This window comes from Ruegeria lacuscaerulensis, assembly GCF_013033355.1.
GTDB classification, from domain to species: Bacteria; Pseudomonadota; Alphaproteobacteria; order Rhodobacterales; family Rhodobacteraceae; genus Ruegeria; species Ruegeria lacuscaerulensis_A.
The window spans coordinates 100249-122408 of sequence record NZ_WQDY01000001.1; the positions used below are offsets into that span (position 1 = coordinate 100249).

Annotated in this window: 21 protein-coding genes and 2 tRNA genes; 12 read left to right on the top strand and 11 right to left on the bottom strand. The window is 57.5% G+C overall.

Annotated elements, in window-relative coordinates:
- Window positions 1–693 carry a hypothetical protein gene (locus GOW48_RS00460; protein ID WP_170750526.1) on the top strand — a complete coding sequence of 231 codons (693 nt, stop codon included), beginning with the start codon at window positions 1–3 and terminating at the stop codon, window positions 691–693.
- Window positions 690–2531: a V-type ATP synthase subunit A gene (locus GOW48_RS00465; RefSeq protein ID WP_170750529.1), complete on the top strand. Its 1842-nt coding sequence runs from the start codon at window positions 690–692 to the stop codon at window positions 2529–2531. The genes GOW48_RS00460 and GOW48_RS00465 overlap by 4 nt, the downstream gene beginning before the upstream one ends.
- Before the next feature lie 5 nt (window positions 2532–2536).
- On the opposite strand, the gene GOW48_RS00470 is transcribed toward GOW48_RS00465, so the two are convergent.
- The 6 genes from GOW48_RS00470 to GOW48_RS00495 all read right to left on the bottom strand — a co-directional run bounded on the left by GOW48_RS00470 (window position 2537) and on the right by GOW48_RS00495 (window position 7352).
- Window positions 2537–2611, bottom strand: a tRNA-Glu gene (locus tag GOW48_RS00470).
- A 22-nt stretch (window positions 2612–2633) separates the two neighbouring features.
- Window positions 2634–2708: transfer RNA gene (locus tag GOW48_RS00475), tRNA-Glu, on the bottom strand.
- Between the two features lie 98 nt (window positions 2709–2806).
- Window positions 2807–4549, bottom strand: a complete 1743-nt coding sequence (gene recJ, locus GOW48_RS00480; protein ID WP_170750530.1) for a single-stranded-DNA-specific exonuclease RecJ — start codon at window positions 4547–4549, stop codon at window positions 2807–2809.
- Window positions 4550–4642: 93 nt separating this feature from the next.
- Window positions 4643–5623, bottom strand: coding sequence for a class II fructose-bisphosphatase (glpX, locus tag GOW48_RS00485; RefSeq protein WP_170352726.1), 981 nt, complete (start codon window positions 5621–5623; stop codon window positions 4643–4645).
- Window positions 5624–5692: 69 nt separating this feature from the next.
- The gene (locus tag GOW48_RS00490) at window positions 5693–6979 is read right to left on the bottom strand and encodes a homoserine dehydrogenase (protein ID WP_170352727.1); all 1287 of its coding nucleotides are present in this window, start codon (window positions 6977–6979) and stop codon (window positions 5693–5695) included.
- Between the two features lie 124 nt (window positions 6980–7103).
- Window positions 7104–7352: a hypothetical protein gene (locus GOW48_RS00495; RefSeq protein WP_170751360.1), complete on the bottom strand. Its 249-nt coding sequence runs from the start codon at window positions 7350–7352 to the stop codon at window positions 7104–7106.
- Window positions 7353–7451: 99 nt separating this feature from the next.
- Between GOW48_RS00495 and GOW48_RS00500 the strand changes: the two genes are divergently transcribed.
- Complete coding sequence (locus GOW48_RS00500) at window positions 7452–8039, top strand: TetR/AcrR family transcriptional regulator (RefSeq protein ID WP_170750532.1); 588 nt, start codon at window positions 7452–7454, stop codon at window positions 8037–8039.
- On the opposite strand, the gene GOW48_RS00505 is transcribed toward GOW48_RS00500, so the two are convergent.
- Window positions 8040–8951, bottom strand: coding sequence for a pirin family protein (locus tag GOW48_RS00505; RefSeq protein ID WP_170750534.1), 912 nt, complete (start codon window positions 8949–8951; stop codon window positions 8040–8042).
- A 158-nt stretch (window positions 8952–9109) separates the two neighbouring features.
- Here GOW48_RS00505 and GOW48_RS00510 point away from each other — a divergent pair, with 158 nt between their 5' ends.
- Window positions 9110–9610: a hypothetical protein gene (locus GOW48_RS00510; protein WP_170750536.1), complete on the top strand. Its 501-nt coding sequence runs from the start codon at window positions 9110–9112 to the stop codon at window positions 9608–9610.
- Here the strand turns inward: GOW48_RS00510 and GOW48_RS00515 are convergent.
- Genes GOW48_RS00515 through GOW48_RS00525 form a run of 3 tightly spaced genes read right to left on the bottom strand, consistent with a single transcriptional unit; the run spans window position 9558 to window position 12386 of the window.
- A complete protein-coding gene (locus GOW48_RS00515; RefSeq protein WP_170352731.1) occupies window positions 9558–10157 on the bottom strand; it encodes a TadE/TadG family type IV pilus assembly protein in 600 nt (199 codons plus the stop codon). The genes GOW48_RS00510 and GOW48_RS00515 overlap by 53 nt on opposite strands.
- Window positions 10158–10161: 4 nt before the next feature.
- A complete protein-coding gene (locus GOW48_RS00520; protein ID WP_170352732.1) occupies window positions 10162–10695 on the bottom strand; it encodes a TadE/TadG family type IV pilus assembly protein in 534 nt (177 codons plus the stop codon).
- On the bottom strand, window positions 10692–12386 hold the full coding sequence (locus tag GOW48_RS00525) for a TadE/TadG family type IV pilus assembly protein (protein ID WP_170750538.1): 1695 nt from the start codon (window positions 12384–12386) through the stop codon (window positions 10692–10694). Before GOW48_RS00525 ends, GOW48_RS00520 begins: the two co-directional genes overlap by 4 nt.
- A gap of 302 nt (window positions 12387–12688) precedes the next feature.
- Here GOW48_RS00525 and GOW48_RS00530 point away from each other — a divergent pair, with 302 nt between their 5' ends.
- From GOW48_RS00530 to rpoD, 4 genes are all read left to right on the top strand, one after another.
- Complete coding sequence (locus GOW48_RS00530) at window positions 12689–14119, top strand: Glu/Leu/Phe/Val family dehydrogenase (protein ID WP_170352734.1); 1431 nt, start codon at window positions 12689–12691, stop codon at window positions 14117–14119.
- 126 nt (window positions 14120–14245) lie between these two features.
- Window positions 14246–14542 carry a hypothetical protein gene (locus GOW48_RS00535; RefSeq protein ID WP_170352735.1) on the top strand — a complete coding sequence of 99 codons (297 nt, stop codon included), beginning with the start codon at window positions 14246–14248 and terminating at the stop codon, window positions 14540–14542.
- Between the two features lie 81 nt (window positions 14543–14623).
- Window positions 14624–16570, top strand: coding sequence for a DNA primase (dnaG, locus tag GOW48_RS00540; protein WP_170750540.1), 1947 nt, complete (start codon window positions 14624–14626; stop codon window positions 16568–16570).
- 114 nt (window positions 16571–16684) lie between these two features.
- Complete coding sequence (rpoD, locus tag GOW48_RS00545) at window positions 16685–18676, top strand: RNA polymerase sigma factor RpoD (protein ID WP_170750542.1); 1992 nt, start codon at window positions 16685–16687, stop codon at window positions 18674–18676.
- Window positions 18677–18850: 174 nt separating this feature from the next.
- On the opposite strand, the gene GOW48_RS00550 is transcribed toward rpoD, so the two are convergent.
- Entirely contained in the window at window positions 18851–19870 is a 1020-nt protein-coding gene (locus GOW48_RS00550; protein WP_170352738.1) for an AraC family transcriptional regulator, read from the bottom strand.
- 303 nt (window positions 19871–20173) lie between these two features.
- Between GOW48_RS00550 and GOW48_RS00555 the strand changes: the two genes are divergently transcribed.
- From GOW48_RS00555 to GOW48_RS00570, 4 genes are all read left to right on the top strand, one after another.
- Window positions 20174–20611, top strand: coding sequence for a thiol-disulfide oxidoreductase DCC family protein (locus tag GOW48_RS00555; protein ID WP_170750545.1), 438 nt, complete (start codon window positions 20174–20176; stop codon window positions 20609–20611).
- Entirely contained in the window at window positions 20612–21154 is a 543-nt protein-coding gene (locus tag GOW48_RS00560) for a DUF4166 domain-containing protein (protein WP_170750548.1), read from the top strand. It abuts the gene before it with no gap.
- A 78-nt stretch (window positions 21155–21232) separates the two neighbouring features.
- Window positions 21233–21637, top strand: a complete 405-nt coding sequence (locus GOW48_RS00565; protein WP_170352741.1) for a hypothetical protein — start codon at window positions 21233–21235, stop codon at window positions 21635–21637.
- 17 nt (window positions 21638–21654) lie between these two features.
- Window positions 21655–22068, top strand: a complete 414-nt coding sequence (locus tag GOW48_RS00570) for a secondary thiamine-phosphate synthase enzyme YjbQ (protein WP_170750550.1) — start codon at window positions 21655–21657, stop codon at window positions 22066–22068.
- Window positions 22069–22160 lie beyond the last annotated feature (92 nt).

Genomic DNA, 22160 nt, shown 5'->3' on the forward strand with positions numbered 1-22160 from the left:
ATGTCGGACCCCGACGCCTATATCGCGCTGATCAGCAGCCTTCCGGGGTCAGAGCGGTTGTTTGTCGCCAAACAACCTCCGATCTCGCGTCTGCGGTTGGACCGGCGGCTGCGCGCGTTGACGCCCGAGGATGTGAAGGTGCTGCAGGTGTTGGAGCACGCCCTGAACTGGGGCGATTACGATATGGACGTGACAGACGTGCAGGCCATCGAGCGGTGCAAGGCCGCGCTGGGCGATATCCCGCAGCCGACGCTGCAGAAGCTGTTTCTGGAGCGGATGGATTTGCGCACCGCCGTAGCCGCATTGCGCCTTCGCAAACAGGGTGGCAGCTCGCCCGCCGGAACCTTCGGCATGGGCCGCTGGGTCCGCCACATCCCGGCCAACTGGAGCGATCCGACCTTTAAGCTTGAGAGCTCGATGCCGTGGCTCAAGGAAGCGCATCAACTGCTGGAGGCCGAGGACCCGCTGGGTCTGGAGAGGCTTCTGCTTTCGGTTAGCCATAAGCAGCTGAAACGCCACGCCGCCCGCCATCTGTTCGATTTCGAGGCCGTAGCGATTTACGTTCTGATCTGGAATATTTTCGACCGCTGGGCGCAGAGCAATGCGCAGGATGCGGCAACGCGATTTGAAAAACTGGCACAACAGGCAATGGCCGACGTCGCCGATATCGACTTTGAGGGAGCCTACGCATGACCGCCCCAACCCCCGTCACCCAAACCGCCACTGCCCGCGTTGTCGCGGTGCAAGAGGGGCTGGTGCAAATTCAGGCCAACGCAGATGCCTCGGGCGCGCCGGGGCAATTGGTCAAGAACGAGGTGGTCTTCATCCTGCCCACGCGCCCCGGCCCCGGTGGCCGTCAGGAGCGTTTGAAAGCCGAAGTGCTGCGCGTGCGCGGCGACACTGCGGATGTGCAGGTCTATGAAAGCACCGATGGTGTGGCTGTCGGTGACCCTGTGGAACAATCGGGCCAGTTGTTGTCGGTTGAACTGGGGCCGGGTCTGCTGGGTCAGGTGTTTGACGGGCTGCAATCGCCCTTGCCCAAGGTCGCCGCTGAGTTTGGCACTTTCCTGCCGCGCGGCGCGGACGTGGCCCCGCTGGATACGCTGGCGAAATGGTCGTTTACACCTTCGGTAAAGGTGGGCGACACGGTGACAGCGGGCGACAGCATCGGCACGGTGCCCGAGGGGCGGTTCGAGCATAAGATCATGCTGCCGTTCAACTGGGTTGGCGATTACAAGGTCGTCTGGGTGCAGAAAGGGGCTGCCACGATCCACGACATCGTGGCCCGGCTTGAAGATGAGCAGGGCGGCGAACACACACTGACATTGTCGCAGAAATGGCCTGTCCGGCGGGCGCTACCAGAAAGCATCCTGAAACGCGCCTTGTCTGAACGTCTCTATCCGACCGAACCGGTTCTGACCTCGCAACGCCTGATCGACACGTTTTTTCCCATCGCGCGCGGTGGGACGGCCTGTATTCCCGGCCCGTTTGGCGCGGGCAAAACGGTGCTGCAGAACCTGATCGCGCGGAACTCCAAGGTCGATATCGTGATCGTTGTAGCCTGTGGCGAGCGCGCGGGCGAGGTGGTGGAAACTATTGCAGAATTCCCCAAAATGACTGACCCGACCTCGGGCGGCAGCCTGATGGACCGGACGATCATCATCTGCAACACCTCGTCCATGCCGGTTGCAGCGCGCGAGGCGTCGATCTTCACCGGCATCACGCTGGGCGAATATTACCGTCAGATGGGCTATGACGTGCTGCTGATTGCCGACAGCACCAGCCGATGGGCGCAGGCCATGCGCGAGACCTCGGGCAAGCTTGAGGAAATTCCGGGTGAAGAGGGCTTCCCCGCCTATCTAGAAAGCTCGATCAAGGGATTATACGAGCGCGCGGGTGCGATGAAGACCAATGATGGCGCGTTGGGCAGCCTGACGCTGATTGGCACCGTGTCCCCCGCCGGGGGCAATTTTGACGAGCCAGTCACGCAGTCGACCTTGTCCACGGTCAAGTGTTTCCTCGGCCTGTCATCCGAGCGTGCCTACAAGCGATTCTACCCGGCGGTGGACCCTATGCTCAGCTGGTCGCGCTATCTGGATCAGCTATCGGACTGGTATGACAAGAACGCCGAAGCCGGTTGGACCGGCAAGGTCCGCGATCTGCTGGCGCTTATTGAGAAGGGCGAACAGGTCGATCAAATGATGCAGGTGACGGGCGAAGAAGGCGTCACGATCGAAGACTTCGTCACCCAGCAAAAGGGGCTGTTTGTGGATATGGTCTATCTGCAGCAGGACGCATTCGATCAGGTGGACGCGACCGTCCCGCTGGAGCGGCAGAAGATGACATTCAAGCTTGTCTATGGCGTGACCCAATCCACCGCCGATTTCAAAGATAAGGCCGAGGTGCGGCAGGTTTTCACGCAGCTGACAGGGTTGATGAAAAACTTCCACTATGCAGCGGAAAACACGCCAGAATTCAAATCCACGTGGGGGCAGATCGAAGACCTGTGCCGCGAGAAATTCGGAGTGTAAGGAAATGGTAGCCCGTAGGGGAATCGAACCCCTCTTTCCAGGTTGAAAACCTGGCGTCCTAACCGATAGACGAACGGGCCATTTAGGCAAAACAAGCACAAGTGGTAGCCCGTAGGGGAATCGAACCCCTCTTTCCAGGTTGAAAACCTGGCGTCCTAACCGATAGACGAACGGGCCACGCTGGCTTGTGGAGGGCCTTTTACGGTTTACCTACCACCCCCGCAAGCCGAAAAATGCAGGGAGGGACAAGTTTTTTGCTGGGGCCGGGGACGGGCTCAATTTGCATCGGCGGCATCTTCCAACCGAAGCTGCACGGATTGCCGTCCGCCCCATGTATTGACCTCGAGCCGACCGGCGAAATGGAACCGCGCGCCGCCTTGATTGGACAGCTTTTCGCCCATTGGCCCGTCGAACGCACCGAAGGCTATGGCGTCCAGACCGCCGCCCACGCCATCGGACAGGGACAGTTTCAAATGAGATTCGCCCACGCGTTTGGCAAAACGCACCTGTAGATCGGGCAGGGCATAGCGTGGGGCAGGGGCGCTGGCCCCGAACGGTCCTGCTTTTTCGATCTGTTCGAACAGGTCCACTGTGGCCGCACCCGGCATCAATGTGCCGTCGAGTTTCAGATCCGCCGGGCCGCCTTCGCCCGCGCCTTGTTTGGCCAGCAGTTCCGAAAGCCGCGCCATGGCCGGTTCCAGCTGATCGCGCATCACTGTCAGCCCGGCGGCCATCTTGTGCCCGCCACCTTTGACCAGCAGCCCCTCAGCCGCCAGCCGTTGAATCGAGGCCCCCAGATCAACACCGCTCACAGATCGGCCCGAGCCTTTGCCCTCATCTCCATCAAAACCGATGACGATGGCGGGGCGGTTCGCAGCCTCCTTCAGGCGCGAGGCAACGATGCCCACGACGCCGGGATGCCAGCCCTCACCGGCGGCCCAGACCAAAGGCGCGTCCAGCCCGCGCTCCTCGGCCTGTTCGATGGCGGCCGCGCGCACGGCGTTTTCGATATCGCGGCGCTCGGTGTTCAACTCATCCAGCCGTTGCGACAGGGCCTCGGCCTCGTGCATGGAATCGGTGCTGAGCAATCGCGCGCCCAGATCGGCCTGACCGATCCGCCCCCCGGCATTCACTCGGGGGCCCAGCAGGAACCCCAAATGATAGCTGTTCGGGGCCGAATCCATCCGCGCCACGTCGGACAGGGCCACCAGACCGGGCCGCTGCCGCTGGGCCATCACCTTCAACCCCTGACGCACCAGTGCGCGGTTCGCCCCGATCAGAGGAGCGACATCTGCCACGGTCGCCAGCGCCACCAAATCCAGCAGCGAGATCAAGTCCGGTCCCTTAACCCCGGCCTCACGCAGTTGCCGCCCGGCCTCGACCAGCATCAAGAACACCACGCCAGCCGCACACAGATAGCCCAGATCGCCGCTTTCATCCTGCCGGTTCGGGTTCACCACGGCCACGCATTCGGGCAGGGTCTCACCCCCCAAATGGTGATCCAAAACGATCACATCCGCATCCTTGGTTGCCGCGATCGGTTCATGGCTCAGCGTGCCGCAATCGACACAGATAATCAGATCGTGCTGCGCCGCCAACTCCTGCATTGCGGGCACATTGGGGCCATAGCCCTCATCAATTCGGTCGGGCACGTACAGCGTCGCCTGCAACCCCATCTGACGCAACCAGACCAACAGCAACGCAGCTGAGCTTCCGCCGTCCACATCATAGTCCGCAAAAACAGCAATCCTCTGTTTGGCGCGCACCGCCGTCAGAAACCGGGTTGCTGCGACCTCCATATCCTTCATGTCTCGCGGATCGGGCAGCAGCTCTTTAAGCTTGGGGTCCAGGAAACCGGGGGCCTCCATCGCGGGAACGCCACGGCGCGCCAGTACCTGACAGACCGCGCGCGGCAGGCCTGCCTGTTGCACCAGCATCTCGGTCGCGCGTTCCACATCCGCCGAGGGGCCGACCCACCGCCGCCCGGACAAAGACTGTTCAACCCCAAGAAAGCTCATGACCCGCCCCTGATATGCCAAGGCCGGATACCTTTCGGACCCGGCCCTTCTTCTCGTTCAAAATACGACCGCCGGAGGCCGCGGCGCAAGCCGCTAGTTGTCGTGAGACCACAGCGGGGTGCGGTAGGACATGCGCCGAACCGATCCGGTCTTAGACCGCATCAGCAGGGTGGTGGTTTCCAGCCAACCCGGCTCGCGCTTGATGCGCGGCAACAGCGACCCACCGGTCACGCCGGTTGCGGCGAAGATCACGTCGGCTGTCACCATCTCATCGCGTTCGTAGATACGGTCCAGATCGGTGATGCCCGCCTTGGCCGCGCGGCCGCGTTCGTCATCGTTGCGGAACAGCAGGCGGCCAAAGATCTGACCACCCATACATTTCAAGGCCGCTGCAGCCAGCACACCTTCAGGTGCGCCGCCTTGGCCCATATACATGTCGATGCCGGTCTCTTCACTTTCGGCGCAATGCATCACACCGGCCACATCCCCATCGGTAATCAGGCGGATCGAGGCGCCGGTCTCGCGTACTTCGGCGATCATCGCCTCATGCCGGGGGCGTTCCAGAATGCAGACGGTAATGTCGGCAGGTGCGCAGCCCTTGGCTTTGGCCAGAGCCTCGACCCGTTCGCGCGGGCTCATGTCCAGATTGACGACGCCTTCGGGATAGCCCGGACCAACGGCCAACTTGTCCATGTAAACGTCTGGCGCATGCAGCATCGAGCCGCGCGGACCCATGGCGATCACGGTCAGGGCGTTGGGCATGTCCTTGGCGGTCAAGGTGGTGCCTTCCAGCGGGTCCAGCGCAATGTCCACGCCGGGGCCATTACCTGTACCGACCTCTTCGCCGATATAAAGCATCGGCGCTTCGTCCCGCTCACCTTCACCGATGACCACGACGCCTGCGATATCCAACAGGTTCAACTGTTCGCGCATCGCATTGACCGCCGCCTGATCGGCCGCCTTCTCGTCACCGCGTCCAACCAGCGAGGCAGAGGCCAGAGCAGCCTGTTCCGCAACCCGCGCCAGGCCCAGCGACAGCAGTCGGTCGTTGAAATCAATCTTGGCAGCACTCATTTTCACTATCCTCAGGTCAGTATAGGCGTTTTCTTGGGCATAGCCTGCGGCCTAGGCAGGCCGCAAGGGTCAAACCTCTTCTATGCGCAGCGCGACCGGTTCGCCCGAGACCACATCGGTGTCGCGGAACCCATCCAATGCCACGTCCAAAGTGGCCCGTGTTGTCTTGTGCGTGACGATCAGGACCGGAGCTGTGCTGTCCGAGTGGCCATATTGGCGCATCCGGTCGATCGACACACCAGCATCGCCCAGAATGGCAGCCACTTTCGCCAGCGCGCCGGGTTTATCGAACAGCGCAAGACGCAGGTAATAAGGGGCAGGCAGGCCGGTGATCGCCGGTGCCGCATCCTGCAACGAGGTCGCGGGCCGGCCAAAGGTCGGGATTTGCAACCCGCGCGCCAGATCGCAGACATCGCCCATCACGGCACTAGCCGTGGGGCCTTCGCCCGCGCCGGGGCCGCGCAGAACGACTTGATCAACTGCGTCGCCCTCGATCACCACCATGTTGGTCCCGCCTTCTAATTGTCCCAAGGCCGAGCCACTGGGCACAAGGCAGGGCTGCATCCGCTGGACCAGCCCACGCGCGGTTTTCTGTGCGACGCCAAGCAGCTTGATGCGATAGCCCATGTCGTCGGCCTGATGGATGTCATCGAGACTGATTTGCTGAATGCCCTCAATCTCGATTCCGTCGAAGTTGGGTTTGGTGCCGAAGGCAATCGACGACAGCAGCGCCAGTTTATGCGCCGCGTCAATACCGCCGACATCCAGATTAGGATCGGCTTCGAGATACCCCAATTCAGCGCATTCTTCGAATAGGGCGTTATAGCCCAGCTCCTGCGATTGCATCCGGGTCAGGATATAGTTGCAGGTGCCGTTCATCACGCCCATAACGCGGGTGATTTCATTGCCGGCAAGACCTTCGGTCAGGGATTTGATCACCGGGATACCGCCTGCTACGGCGGCCTCGAACCGGATCACGCGCCCGGCGGCCTCGGCCTTTTCGGCCAGCTCTTGCCCGTGGATCGCCAGCAGGGCCTTGTTTGCGGTGACAACATCCTTGCCACTGGCCAGCGCCGCCTCGACCGAGGCTTTGGCGGGGCCGTTCTCACCGCCCATCAGCTCGACATAGACGTCGATATCGTCCCGTTGTGCCAAGGCTACAGGGTCGGTTTCCCAGGCATAGCCCGACAGGTTCACGCCGCGATCCTTGGACGCGTCGCGCGCTGACACGGCGATGATTTCGATTGGGCGACCAGTGCGCGCTTGCAGCAAATCCGCATGTTGCCGAACGATCTTGACGACACCCACGCCGACCGTTCCCAAGCCCGCAATTCCAAGCCGCAGCGCCTGTGTCATCCCGTGGGTTCCTTTCGCTCGAATTTATCGCCTTTTGGGCCTTGCCCATTCCCGGGTGCCTTACCGGGTTCGGCGCATGGGCGCAATGCGTTGCAGGCCGGCCTGAACCGGGAAATGCAGACGGTCAGTTAATTTCTTCGCTTTGTAGCTTGTCCGCCTTTTTCTGCAGCGCTTCTCGTCGGGCAGACAGGTCTTCTTCGACCTCAGCGGCCTCGCTCACTGGGTCGATCGGGGGGCCAAGATTCTCTTTCAGAGGGATCAGTTTTGGATACCGTGTGGTTTTCAGGCTTTCAGGCTCGCTGCCTTCAAGTTCAGGAAAGTCGACACAGCTGGCGCAAAAACTCAAAACAATCAGCAATGGCAGGGGTTTCATGCCGAACCCTTTCGATGGCGGTTCTGCATGTGATGCACCTTTTGAATAGCGCATTCAAGCGGGGTTCTATCTGAACGGACGCTCAGATACATTTGCAATATGGCGCGGACACAAGGTTCACACTCCGATATCACTGGCCCCCGTATTCGCAAGGCGGCCCTGTCGTTGTTTGCGCGCCACGGCTACGCGGCGGTTTCCATGCGCCAGATCGCGGCCGAGGTCGGGGTGCAGGCTGGCGCGCTTTACAACTACACGCCGGATAAGCAGAGCTTGCTGTATCGCCTGATGAACGACCACATGCAGGAGCTGCTTTCTACATACGCGAAATTGACACCCGCGGACTCGCCAGTCGAAGCCTTGCGGCAGTTCGTGAGCTTTCACATTCGATTTCACATGGAGCGCCCGGACGAAGTCTTTATCGCCTATATGGAACTGCGCAACCTAAGCCCCGAAAACTTCACGGAAATTGAAGCGGTGCGGCGCAAATATGAAGACTCCTTAGAGGCCATTTTGAAAGCCGGACAACAGCAAGGGCTGTTTACTGTTGCCGATACCAAAATCGCCACACTTGCGGTTATCGCCATGTTGAATGGCGTGATAACTTGGTATCGCGCAGGGGGGCGTTTGTCGCTGGACGCCGTCGAGCAAATCTACTGGGACATGGTTCTGAGATCGGTGACAGCTTGATCAGTGCGTTGGGCGGATAAAGGTGCCGTTCCGCAATTCTCGAAACGCCTGTTCCAGTTCAGCGCGGGTGTTCATCACAATAGGGCCGTGCCACGCGACGGGTTCATCAATCGGCGCGCCCGAGATCAACAGGAACCTGACGCCACCGGGACCGGCCTGAACCGTGACCTCATCGCCCGTTCCGAACCGAACGAGAGTTCGATCCCCCGACATGTCACGAATGTTGACCTCTTGCCCTGCAACCTCTTTCTCTAGCAGTACCCCCGTCGGTTGCGAGGCGTCTGCGAAGGCGGCCTGGCCCTGAAAAACATAGGCAAAGGCACGGCGATACGTGTCAATGCGGAATGTCTTTTTCACGCCGGCCGGGATCGAGATATCCAGATATTGCGGATCTGCAGCGATGCCGTCGACTGGGCCGGTCTTGCCCCAGAACTCGCCGACGATGACTCGGACAGTTGTGCCGTCGTCATCGGTTATTTCCGGAATGTCCCTGCCTTGAACATCCTGATATCGCGGTGCTGTCATCTTTTGACTGGACGGCAGGTTACCCCAAAGCTGGAACCCGTGCATTTGACCGGTCGCGTTTCCTTTTGGCATCTCTTGATGCAAGATGCCGGACCCGGCCGTCATCCATTGAACGTCTCCGGCACCCAACGTGCCAGTATTGCCTAGCGAATCTGCATGTTCGACCGTGCCGGACAGCACATAAGTTATCGTCTCGATGCCTCGATGAGGGTGCCAAGGGAACCCCGCCATATAGTCTTGCGGGCGTTCGTTTCGGAAATCGTCAAACAGCAGGAACGGGTCCAGCTCGGACGGATCCTGAAATCCGAATGCACGATGCAGCTTGACCCCTGCGCCTTCCATTGTCGGGACAGCATTCCGGGTTTCCAAAGTGGGTCTAAGGGACATGAGGGCCTCCTGCTTGCTTGGGCCATACTTAGCCGTTGGATGACATGCGTCAATTTGCGGAAAGGCACCGCCTATGTGCAAAAAATTGTAGGTCGCGCCCCTCTGTCTTTCAGCGGGGAAAGGCGCTAAACCCTGACCACATCGAACGGGGAGAGAAGATGCAGGAAGAAGTACTGGCTCGGGTCAAGGCTTCGACACCACGGCGGTGGCTGGGTGTCGGAATGTTGACGGTTGTAGGAGCGATGGTTCTGTATGTGGCCATGGCAACGCCGCCCGAGCCTGCGTGGCTTGTGTTTTTGCTGGTCGTTGGCGCTGCAGCATTCTGGCTGGCGCATCGAATGTGGTATGCCACGAGCGACAGCATCGAATTGACCGATACAGTGGTTCGAACCGGGGCAGGGCGTGTGATCGCCCGGGTTCAGGATATCGAAGCCGTAGATCGCGGAGTGTTTGCGTTCAAACCGTCAAACGGTTTCTTGATCCGCACGCGGACCAAGGATGCAAATGCCTGGGCCCCGGGGCTATGGTGGCGCCTCGGTCATCGGGTGGGCATCGGCGGCATGACAGCCGCCGCTGAGACCAAGTTTATGTCGGAAATGCTGTCGGTTAAGCTTGCGAGCAGGACTGAGGACCAAGGTTCTGAGCAATCTCATTCGTAAATCGTGGGCGAGTAAACACGAAATTACGGAAAGTGTGATCTTCAGAAACCCACGATCCGACCACCCAGTTCGAGCCGAAAATGGGCTGATACCTATTGGAGGTCTCGACAATGATCAGCGTGTCCTGATCGGGCATCGGGGGCAGGTTATCCCGCATGTTACCGATGTTGTCGTTAGTCCAGGCCTCACAATAGCCGCGGATGGCTGACCATCTCACGTAGTGCCGATCATCTTCGGCATCGTAGACAATCAGCGAAATACGCAGTTGAATATCGTTTCGGCTGTTGACCATTCGATCCAAAAGCTCATGCATGGAGTCGACGTAGGTGTCGGTCACAGTCCCGGTTTCACGCGAGATGAGGTCGCCGACCGTGTAAGCAGCCTTTAGGTTAGCCGCGCTTTGCCGGAACCCATCGAAAAAGGCAAAGGCGCCCGTGATCGTCCAAACCAGCATTGGGAAAATCAGGATTGCTTCGACAGTTAGTATACCGCTTTCATCCCGTTTGACCGAGCGAAAGAGATTTCTGAGTCTATGGATAATAGTCATAGTCTTACGAAGGCTCCTGAACGAAGGCTGTGGTCGCCGTTAGTGCGATTTGTCCGGTGTCATCTACCAGCGCCCGCCCCATGGCCGAAGTCGGAAACAGAGGATCAACCCTGGCGCACGCGCGCAGAATCATAAGCTCATTCGACAGACCGTTTTGGAAGGTCCGAACAGGGCGTACTTCCTCAGTGTTGTCGGTGCAGTCTACGGTTTCGGGCAGATTGACACCGGCAAACGCGCTCTGTTGGATCATTTCCAGTCGCAAATTTCGCGAGCAGTTACGAACTAGCAGCGTATTCTCACAGATCGAGTCCTTGATTGTATCGTGGTCCGGGTTTGTTCCGGTTCCCAGTCGAATCTCGCGAACTGTTATGTCCACCGCGCGTTCCAGCATAGATTGCTGGACCGTAACCACCGCGTATTCCATTGCGCTGAGGATAAAGAACATGAAAACCGGGAAAATGAGGACAAATTCCACAACGACGTTGCCGTCCTCAGATGCCTTGAGTTTTCCTAGATATGTTCGAAGATTTTGGATCATTGGGTCAGCCTCAGCTTCTTGATCGACGATGCGATTGACGCAAATGCGTCTTGCAACGAGATGCCTTCGGGGTCATCGAACTCGTCCACTTCGTAGACGTGGCTGTCCGAACTTGCACAGTTCTTGATGGTCGTCAGGCCCGCATTGGGTGCTTCGAACGCAATTCCATAGATGATCACACCATTATTCTTTGCAGCGCCGCAAATGCTGGTTGTCCGTGAATTCTTGGTTGTTGGTCCGACACTTATTCGAGGGTTCTGGAACCAGTTGAACACGTGATTGCTCTGCCAGAAGTAGTTGTTGGTCGCGTTCCAGTACAACGAGGCCTGATTGAACAGCTGAGGGAACGTCATGCGCGTCGCTGTTCCCGGCTCATTGTTAAAAGAGTTCTCGTTCGGAGGGTTGCCATAAGGATAGTCGGCAGTAATGAATCCTCCGCCGAACTGCGCGCCGTTTTCGATGCTTTGTTGCATCCACACGTAGCGGTCCGGGTTGCGCCGGAACCGAACGCTATATTCCCCTGTGGACCCATCGTCGCGGGCGTATTCCGGGTTGAACCAAATGTCCGAAAAGCCTGAGCGGTACTGGTCTTTCAGCATGTATTGAGTGGTGTTCTGTCCGTCGGTCATGACGATAGCGACCTTTAGCACCTCTGAGTCATAGGCTTCGGGTCGATCTTTAAACTTATCCGGAACGATGTTCTCTCTGGCCAGTTCTCCGACAACGTTCTGGAATTTGGGATCCAGCATGCCGACACCCCATTTCATGCCCACGTCGATCGAAGTGTTGCCGTTGGCCGTAAGCGCATCGATGCGGTTGTGCAGAACATCGATATCGTCGGTCACGGCGGTAATGTCACTGCCTGCGCGGACAGGACAAACAGGGAAGCGGGGGAATTGCTCTGCGTTGTTGGTGTATTGGAAGGGGTCGAACGGAGCGGTTCGGTCATAGGAAATCGTGGGATCCAATGCCGAACTACCAAACTGGGCCGAAGTAAAGTTGATACAGTGAGAAAAATCATGCTCGGACGATACATTGCTGAAGTGCTTCAGTATGTCGTCACCCGCGCTGACCTGGGTTGCGTAAGGAATGATGGACATCGAAATTTGGCTTTCGCCGGGCTTGTCCAGCATCAGGGTCACGAACTCTTTGGCGGCAGAGCGCAAGACCTCGATTTTCGTTCTTCCCGCTTCCGCAGACGCGCGATTCATCGATCCGGACATGTCGAGTACGAGCGAGATTTCGACTGATCCAATCGATTCCTCCGCTGTACTTGCCGCTTGTGCAGTCAAGGTCTTGTGACCCGAAAAGCGCATGAAATTGGTGTTCACGATCGTTTCTGCAGTTGCAGACACGGTCCGGGACCCAAATCCTTCCTGCACGTTGACCGATTTCAGTTTGTCACTGAGGCCGGCTTTGTCCAAGTATGACTCGACCACCTGTCGCGGCGGGAGCGTTTGGTCAAGGTCGGCAGCGGCAAGAACAGCGCGGTCCAAGGTCGACTGCAACGTCGCACGGTCGCGTTCAAAATTCATGACGTCGACCCCAATACCTGTGGTCGCAAAAATCACCAGCACGCCAAGCAGTACGAAAATGGTGAACGACCCGTCTTCTTCGCGCTGGAAGGCCTCGGGCGTTGGTAGTTTTTTAAAGCGTTTAGTAATGCCGCTTTTGAAACCGCGGTTAATCATATTGCCGTCCTCACTGAACAGTCATCCACTACTGCTAAGGAAAAGTTAACGTTGAGAAATTAACGCTCAAACGTGGCGGGAATTGGGCGAAACCGCCTTGGATCAGGCCCATTTCTTGTCAAACCTGGAATAATATGATCGGCGCTCGGGTTCTGTTGTCTTCTTGTCGACAATGCACGCGCGCGTGATCGCATTCAGCGACTCAGTTTTTCGAAATTTATTTTTGCTTAAATATTGATCGTTTATCCAATGGGTGCGACAAAACGACAGAACGCAAGTCGTTCGTTGGCACGGAGGTATAGATGACGGCCACAAAAGAACCCAGCTTTCGCGAAAGTGTTGACCTGATGTTCAACAGGGCGGCGTCCCTGATGGATCTGCCTCCGGGGCTGGAAGAGAAGATCAGGGTTTGCAACGCCACTTACACGGTGCGGTTCGGTGTTCGCCTGCGCGGTGATATTCATACGTTCACCGGCTACCGGTCTGTTCATTCCGAACACATGGAGCCCGTTAAAGGTGGCATCCGCTACGCTTTGGCCGTCAATCAGGATGAAGTTGAGGCGCTGGCAGCGCTGATGACCTACAAATGTGCGCTGGTTGAAACTCCTTTTGGCGGCTCGAAAGGCGGGCTGTGTATCGACCCGCGACAGTATGAGGATCATGAGCTGGAGCAGATCACGCGCCGGTTTGCGTACGAACTGGCCAAGCGGGATCTGATCAACCCGTCCCAGAACGTTCCAGCCCCCGACATGGGGACCGGCGAGCGTGAGATGGCGTGGATGGCCGACCAATATGCCCGGATGAACACGACGGACATCAATGCGCGGGCCTGTGTGACCGGCAAGCCGTTGAATGCGGGTGGTATCGCCGGGCGGGTCGAGGCCACTGGGCGCGGTGTACAGTACGCGTTACGAGAGTTCTTTCGCCATCCTGAGGACATTCAGAAAGCCGGGCTTACTGGAAAGTTGGACGGCAAACGCGTGATCGTCCAGGGCTTGGGCAATGTGGGCTATCATGCCGCAAAATTCCTCAGCGAAGAGGATGGCGCGATTGTCACCGGCATCATCGAATGGGATGGCGCGCTGTATAATCCGGAAGGGATCGACGTTGAATCCGTTCGGCAGTGGATCGTCAAACATGGTGGCGTTAAGGATTACCCGGACGCGACCCATTCTGCCGAGGGGGCGGTGGTGTTGGAAGAGGACTGCGATATTCTCATCCCGGCGGCGCTGGAAGGCGTGATCAATCTGTCAAATGCCGAACGCATCAAGGCCCCGCTGATCATCGAGGCTGCGAACGGTCCTGTGACGGCGGGTGCGGATGAAATATTGCGCAAAAAGGGCACGGTGATCATTCCTGACATGTATGCCAATGCCGGCGGTGTGACGGTGTCGTATTTCGAGTGGGTCAAAAACCTGAGCCATATCCGCTTTGGCCGGATGCAGCGCCGTCAGGAAGAAGCCCGGCATGAGCTGATCGTCAGCGAGTTGGAGCGTCTGGATCGGTATCTGGGCGATGCGTGGTCTATGTCACCGGATTTCAAGGCCAAGTACTTGAAAGGTGCGGATGAGCTTGAGCTGGTGCGCTCGGGCCTCGATGACACGATGCGGATTGCGTATCAGTCCATGCGTGAGGTTTGGCATAGCCGCGATGATGTCGAAGACCTGCGCACAGCCGCTTATATCGTGGCGATCGACCGGGTCTCGAAAAGCTATCGGGCCAAAGGACTTTGAGGAAAATGCAGGGGCGGAAATTGGTCGCCCCTGCGCAACACGAAGGCGCGAGGTTCAAAACGGCAATGGCCGGTTGGCTTTGCGGCGGATAAGCTGCTGCGACAGAAACGAATCCCGGAGACCCTCATGTTGCGTATCGCCATAGCGGCCATTGTTCTGGCTACTCCTCTGGCCGCTCAAGAAACCAAGGAACAGAGCTGCAAATTCCAGTCAGACGTCGTGGCTGCCGTCCAGCAGGCACGGCTGGACCGGGTAAAGGAACGGGACGTGGCACAGGCAGTGGCAGAGTCAGGGCCGACATGGCCCGAGAACTACAACGCGGCGATTCCCCTGATCACTCCGTGGGTCTATGAGCAAAAGATGCGCGATGTGAGAAAAAAAGACCTCGGCGCTGCTTGGCTGGAGCTGTGTCTGCAGCAGTAATCCACATCCATTGCATTTCGCTGTGGATAAGCGCAGGCCATCCCCTTGGCCTGCGTTTTCATTTCTGGCAGGTTTGTCCCCATGTCTTTGCCCCCCGGATTTCTTGACGAATTGCGCACGCGCCTCAGCCTGTCTCAGGTCGTCGGCCGCAAGGTCATGTGGGACCCGCGAAAGTCCAATCAGGGCAAGGGTGACATGTGGGCACCGTGCCCATTTCACCATGAAAAGACCGCCTCGTTCCATGTGGATGACCAAAAGGGGTTCTACTATTGCTTCGGCTGCCACGCCAAAGGCGACGCGATCAGTTTCGTGAAAGAGACCGAGAATGTCTCGTTTATCGAAGCGGTCGAGATTCTGGCGCGCGAAGCAGGGATGCCGATGCCACAGCGCGATCCCAAGGCGCAGGAAAAGCAGGACCGCCGCGCGCAACTGGCCGAGGTGATGGAGCAGGCAGTGCAGTTCTTCCGCCTGCAGCTCAAAACTGGGGCAGGGAGTGCCGCACGCGATTACCTGACCCGTCGAGGATTGGACGCGCAGGCGCTGGACCGGTGGGAGATCGGATTTGCCCCCGATGGGTGGCAGGCCCTGTGGGATCATTTAACTGGTAAGAATGTGGCGGAAGATCTGATCCTCGGGGCGGGTCTGGCCAAGCCGTCGAACAAGGGCAAAAAGCCCTATGACACGTTCCGCAACCGGATCATGTTCCCGATCCGCGAGCCGCGCGGGCGCTGTATTGCGTTTGGCGGGCGGGCGATGGACCCGAATGACAATGCGAAATACCTGAACTCACCCGAGACCGAGTTATTCGATAAGGGCCGCAGCCTCTATAACCACGGCCCCGCGCGGCAAGCGGCAGGGAAGGGGCAGCCGCTGATCGTGGCCGAAGGCTATATGGATGTGATCGCGCTGGCCGAGGCCGGTTTTGGCGCTTCGGTGGCGCCGCTGGGTACCGCGATTACCGAGCACCAGTTGCAACTGCTTTGGCGGATTTCCAATGAGCCGATCATCGCGTTGGACGGCGACACGGCGGGCTTGCGCGCCGCGATGCGCGCGGTTGACTTGGCCTTGCCACTGCTTGAGGCCGGGAAATCCTTACGGTTTGCGTTGATGCCCGAGGGCAAAGACCCCGATGACCTGTTACGTGCCGAGGGGCCGGGGGCCGTTCAAACGGTGTTGGAAGGCGCGATCCCCATGGTCAAACTGCTGTGGCAGCGCGTGACCGAAGGCAAAGTCTTCGACAGTCCCGAGCGCAAAGCGGCGCTGGACAAGGCGCTGCGCGACAAGATCAAGCTGATCCGTGACCCTTCGATCCGCTTGCATTATGGGCAAGAGATTAAGGATCTGCGCTGGCAACTGTTCCGCCCGCAGCGTCAGCCTCAGAACCGATCGTGGCAGCCGCGCGGTAAATGGCAACCTAAGCCGACGGCGACACCGGGCGCGCGCGCGTCATTCTTGGCGTCGTCCGAAGGTGCGGAAGTCCAACTGCGCGAGGCAGCGATTTTGGCAATTGCGGCGTTGAACCCGCAAGTGGTTGTGCAGTTCGAAATTCAGTTGGAAGAGATGGAGTGCCGTGACCCTGACCACGCCGCCCTGCGCCACGCCATTTTGCGTCATGCGATTGACGACCCCGAGAACCTGAAAGACCACATAGCCGAAACTTTGGGGGCTGAGGCCCTTGAAAACCTGCTGGCCCTTCGCCATGTCGCAGTGATCCCTTGCGTGCATAAACCGGGCGATGTCGAAAAGGCCGAAATGACACTGGCCGAGGAACTCGCAAAGATCAAAGCTCTCAGGGGGTTGGACGCAGAGATTGCCGAAGCGGAGGAGGAGCTGTCGGATCTGGCAGATGAGGCGTTGACATATCGGCTGGCTCAGGCGGCCGAAGAGCGCAACCGCACAAGCCGTAGCCAGAATGAAGACAGGGCGATTTTCGACGTGGCCGACAATGGCGCGCGAATCAATCGTGACGAGAAAGACGCGTTTGAGGCAATCATGTCTGGGATCAATTTTGAGCGGAAACGCCGGTAAACTGGTGTTTTCGTAAGGCACTGGAAAAGAAAAACGGGTAAACGGGTAGCCGAATCACTTCTACGCGCTAATGATTCGGTTCAATCGAATCACCCATCCCTGCAGGAGCATTGAATGGCCGCCAAAGACACGACCGAAGATCGCAAATCCGACGAGCAGGAACAGGAAATCTCGCTGGACATGAGCCAGGCCCAGGTCAAGAAGATGATCGCTGAGGCCCGCGAGAAAGGGTACATCACCTACGACCAGCTTAATCAGGTTCTGCCGCCGGATCAGGTCAGCTCGGAACAGATCGAAGACGTGATGTCGATGCTGTCCGAGATGGGCATCAACATCATCGAAGATGAAGAAGCCGAAGAAGAAGAAAACAAAGGCTCGACCGAACTGACCACGACAGAAAGCAACCGCGAGGTTGCGCTGGCCGGTGCGGGGACCGAAAAGCTGGATCGCACCGACGACCCTGTGCGCATGTACCTGCGCGAGATGGGCAGCGTCGAACTGCTGAGCCGCGAGGGCGAGATTGCCATCGCCAAGCGGATCGAGGCTGGTCGGAACACCATGATTGCCGGGCTGTGCGAAAGCCCGCTGACGTTCCAGGCGATCACCATCTGGCATGACGAATTGCTGTCCGAAGACATTCTGCTGCGCGACGTCATTGATCTGGAGGCCACCTTTGGAAACCAGATGGACGAAGACGGCGATGTCGAGGAACCGGTAGTCGATACCTCCAACGTGCAGGCCGCCAAGCCTGAGAAAGAAGACAAAGGCCCCGAGCTGGATGCTGACGGCAACCCGTTGAACAACGACGACGATGATGACGACGATGATCAGGCCAATATGTCTCTCGCCGCGATGGAAGCCGCGCTGAAGGATCAGGTTCTTACCACCCTGGAACGCATCTCGACCGACTTCTCGATGCTGTCGGAAATGCAGGACAGCCGGATTTCGGCCACACTGAACGAAGACGGCACCTTCAGCGAGCAGGATGAAGCAACCTATCAGAAGCTGCGCGCCGAGATTGTTGAACTGGTGAATGGACTGCACCTGCATAACAACCGGATCGAAGCGCTGATCGACCAGCTTTACGGTATCAACCGCCGCGTGATGTCGCTGGACAGCTCAATGGTGAAGCTGGCGGATCAGGCACGCATCAACCGTCGGGAATTCATTGACGCCTATCGCGGGCGCGAGCTGGACCCGAACTGGTTGTCGGATATGGCTGAAAAGCCGGGCCGGGGCTGGCAGATGTTCATCGAACGCTCGACCGCAAAGGTCGAGGAACTGCGCAATGATATGGCTCAGGTCGGTCAGTATGTCGGCTTGGACATCCCCGAATTCCGCCGCATCGTGCAGCAGGTTCAGAAGGGCGAGAAAGAGGCGCGGCAGGCCAAGAAGGAAATGGTCGAAGCCAACCTGCGTCTGGTGATCTCGATCGCCAAAAAATACACGAACCGTGGCCTGCAATTCCTTGATCTTATTCAGGAAGGCAACATCGGCCTGATGAAAGCGGTGGACAAATTTGAATACCGCCGCGGCTACAAATTCTCGACCTATGCGACATGGTGGATTCGTCAGGCGATCACGCGAAGCATCGCGGATCAGGCGCGCACGATCCGTATTCCGGTCCATATGATCGAAACGATCAACAAGCTGGTGCGGACCGGCCGCCAGATGCTGCACGAAATCGGCCGCGAGCCGACACCGGAAGAACTGGCCGAAAAGCTGCAAATGCCGCTGGAGAAGGTTCGCAAGGTGATGAAAATCGCCAAAGAACCGATCTCTTTGGAAACGCCAATTGGCGACGAGGAAGACAGCCAGCTGGGCGATTTCATCGAGGACAAGAATGCCGTGCTGCCGCTGGACAGCGCCATTCAAGAAAACCTCAAGGAAACGACCACACGGGTTCTGGCCTCGCTCACCCCGCGCGAGGAACGGGTTCTGCGGATGCGGTTTGGCATCGGCATGAACACCGACCACACGTTGGAGGAGGTTGGCCAGCAGTTCAGCGTGACCCGCGAACGTATTCGCCAGATTGAGGCGAAGGCGCTAAGGAAGCTGAAACACCCAAGCCGGTCGCGCAAGTTGCGGTCATTCTTGGATCAATAGACAAATAGGCGCCTCATCTGAGGCGCTTATTTTTTGCGCGGGTGGTGAAAGTGGCCAGTCCAAAATTCAAATTGGCAGAAAGTCACAAGTGTCATCTGGCTTGGTCGCCTATTTCCGTTTTGTCCACTCATGGGACGGGCCGGGGAGAGGCGACGGTGCCGATGACCCCCGGTCTCAGGCCCCGGAAGTAAAATCCAATCTGCTGCGGAATGTGCTGGGTGCCTGACCTGTCCAGCGTTTGAATGCTGTCGAGAACGCTGGTTGATCAGCGTATCCAAGTGAAAATGCGATCTCTGACAAGGGCATGCCGTTGGTGATAAATGTTTGCGCCAGATCACAACGAAGGTCATCGACAATCTCGCGATAACTGGTTCCTTCGTCTTTAAGACGACGTGCAAAGGTGCGCGCGCTGAGGCCAAGGTTGGCGGCAGCGTCATCCGCCTGAATGATCGCTCCGGGCAGAGAGCGGGTGATCAAGCCTTCAACCCGAGCACGTAGTTTTTGCTTGGGCTGTCGGTGTTCTGCGATGACTCGGTCTCCGTATTCCAACAAATGCGCGCGCAGCTTGGGGTCATAAGTTGGGACAGGTAGATCAAGCGATGATAGTGCCAGCACGATTTCAATTCGTTCCGCCCCAAAGATGACTGGAAAACCCGCAAGCTTTTGGTACGCGGTCCGATTGCCTCCTGTTTCATGTTGAAAACGTATTTCCATTGGGAAGAAATCAATCTGAGTCAGGTTTCGCATCCGTGCCAGACCTGCAAATACTAAAAACTCTGTGCGTCTGTGGTATCGAGCAAAGCTGGCATCTTTCCATTCAGCCTCGATCGACGCGAAATTCCCTGCGACGCGCAAACTGAACATCAGAGCCGGATCAATGATCCCGTGAAAACGCGAGGTATTTTCTAGAACTTGTTTCAAATCTCGCGAGTATTTGCTGATGTATGCGGTAAGGCTTGAGGAAGATCGGTATTCTAGCCCGGCCGCTGCGGCAAAAGTCGGGTCCTCAAGAATATCGCAGGCATATCTGGCAAAGAGGGCTTCTGTGTGGGCGCTACAAGTGCCCGCAGAAACCGTGATGTCATCGCGCTGTATGTTACATTTTTCCAATACTCGATCTGTGACAGCAGGATTCTGTGTCTTGTGATCAAGCATGCGCGTCAAAAGCTGAATACGTGAGATATCGACGTCCATGCTGTATCTTATCGCGATATCTGTTTGTTTGCACCCTTGCTGAGAGGTGTGGGACGCATCCGCCGTGACATAAATCCGTAAAACGTTGGCAAAAAGTCACAAGCGCTTTGGGCGGCAAACCCGTATTTCTGTCACGTTGCCGGGTCAGCGCCTTTTTGGGGATGGGGCCAGAGCCCAGACGATAATTCGAGCAGGCATACTGTGGCTCCCCGGCACGCCCATTCCTGCTGTTGCCTGTGTCGCATTGTGGCGTCGTGTTTGCGGTGTCACTTTGGTGGAAATTACGGCAAAGGCGATTCTAAGATGCACGACATTGCATTGGACGAATTGGTCAAGATCCAAGATTTTATTGTGTTTGATGGCGAATGCGTGCTGTGCACCGGCTTTTTTCGTTTCATGCTGAAACGGGATAGGGCGCAAAGGTTCAAGTTTGTAACTGCGCAGTCCGAGTTGGGGCGAAATCTCTATTCAGATCTTAAATTACCGACACAGGATTTTGAAACGAACCTCGTCGTGTTGAACGGTCAAGTTTATCAACGGTTGGATGCATTTGCTGCAGCCATGCAGGCTCTGCCAGGGATGTGGCCCGTCGTGTCCCTGTGCAAATATCTGCCTGGGGTGGTTAAAGACCCGATATATCACGTTTTGGCGCGCAACAGATATGCCGTGTTTGGTCGGGCTGATACCTGCTTGGTTCCGGACAAAGATCTAATGTCGCGCTTTCTTCCCAAAGGGTACTAGATGCAACCTGATCCGTTTTGGCAGGCGTTGCCGGCGCAGTCAGTTTTGCCCGACGCCTTGCGGCACCTGCACGGCCGTCAGGGAACCTATTCGGGTTTCTGCGATATTGAGCGTGGCCGCGGCCTGTTAGTGCGTATGGCTTTGTGGCTTGGAAGGTTCCCCACTGGTGGCCGCAATGTTCCTGTCTCTTTATCCGTAACAAAACGGGACAGGGCATGGATATGGGTCAGGAATTTCAACGGCCAGACGACCAGGTCGAGGATCGGCTATAGGTCAGGCTACGTACTCGAGCGGATGGGCCCATTGACCTTGTGGCTGAAACCCGTGCTTTTCGATGGGCAGTTGTCCATTCATCTTCACCGGTTACGCTTGTGGGGAATCCCGTGCCCAAAGCTCATAGTACCCAGGTCTAATACGTTTGAGTGGCAGGATGACGAAGGGCGCTTTCGGTTTGATGTGTCCGCTCGGATGCCTGTTTTGGGGTTGCTGATCCGATATCACGGATGGCTAACGGCTGATCACGCAAAACAGGACGTGGGCTGAATTGATCGTGAACCCGCTTTGCCGTTGGGCGGGTTATACTATTTCCAGTCTTACCTCGTAACAGGAAAGAGTATGATTATGAAACAGGTTATGACTTACGCTGCGCTTGCCGCAGTTGTTCTGACTACACCGCTTTCGGCCGCTGGCTTTGCGCGATTTGGGTTTCAGACGGTTTCGGTCAATGCCAACGTCTACGAAGTGATCCCGCGTGGGCGCAACGATGTTGATGGGTATTGGTGTGCCGCTGCCGATTATGCCCGCAGGACTTTGGGCGCGGGTTGGAAACAGCCGATCTATGTAGTGCGCGGTTATGGACCCAGCGAAGCAACTGGACGCCGGACTGCTGTGCAGTTTTCCGTCAGTCCTCCGCCTGGTGTTGATTTGAACGTCAAGTCAATCAACGTCGGCTTTGTTGCTGGTCAAAGCAGATCGGTTCAGAGTGCGAACGCACTGTGCTATCGTCGGCAAATCTTTGACGACTAAGCGAGAATGAGCACCTGTTGCAGACCGAGTTTATTATTTCGACACGCGGACCGGGGTTATATGAATTCACCCCGGACGTAGGTAACTGGCTAAACTCGGTCAAACGCGACGGGCTGCTGACGTTGTTTGTGCGCCATACGTCCTGTTCTCTGGTGATACAAGAGAACGCGGATCCCGAGGTGCAAACTGACCTGAGTGCTTTCTTTGAGAGGCTGGTTCCGCCCTCGGATCATCCATCGATGTCCTATTTACGGCACACTTATGAAGGGCCAGATGACATGCCAGCACACATAAAGGCTGCCTTGCTGCCGGTATCATTGACGATCCCAGTGGCAAGTGGCCGTCCGGCTCTGGGCACATGGCAAGGGATCTATTTGTTTGAACATCGTTCAGCGCCCCACCACCGAAAGGTCGCTGCGCATTTCGCGTGACCCCTTTATCTTGCGGTGAAAAATTCCGACTACCCAAATCCTAGCGGCTGCCCTATAGTTGTGGATAAGTAAGCCACAGCGCTTACAATTAG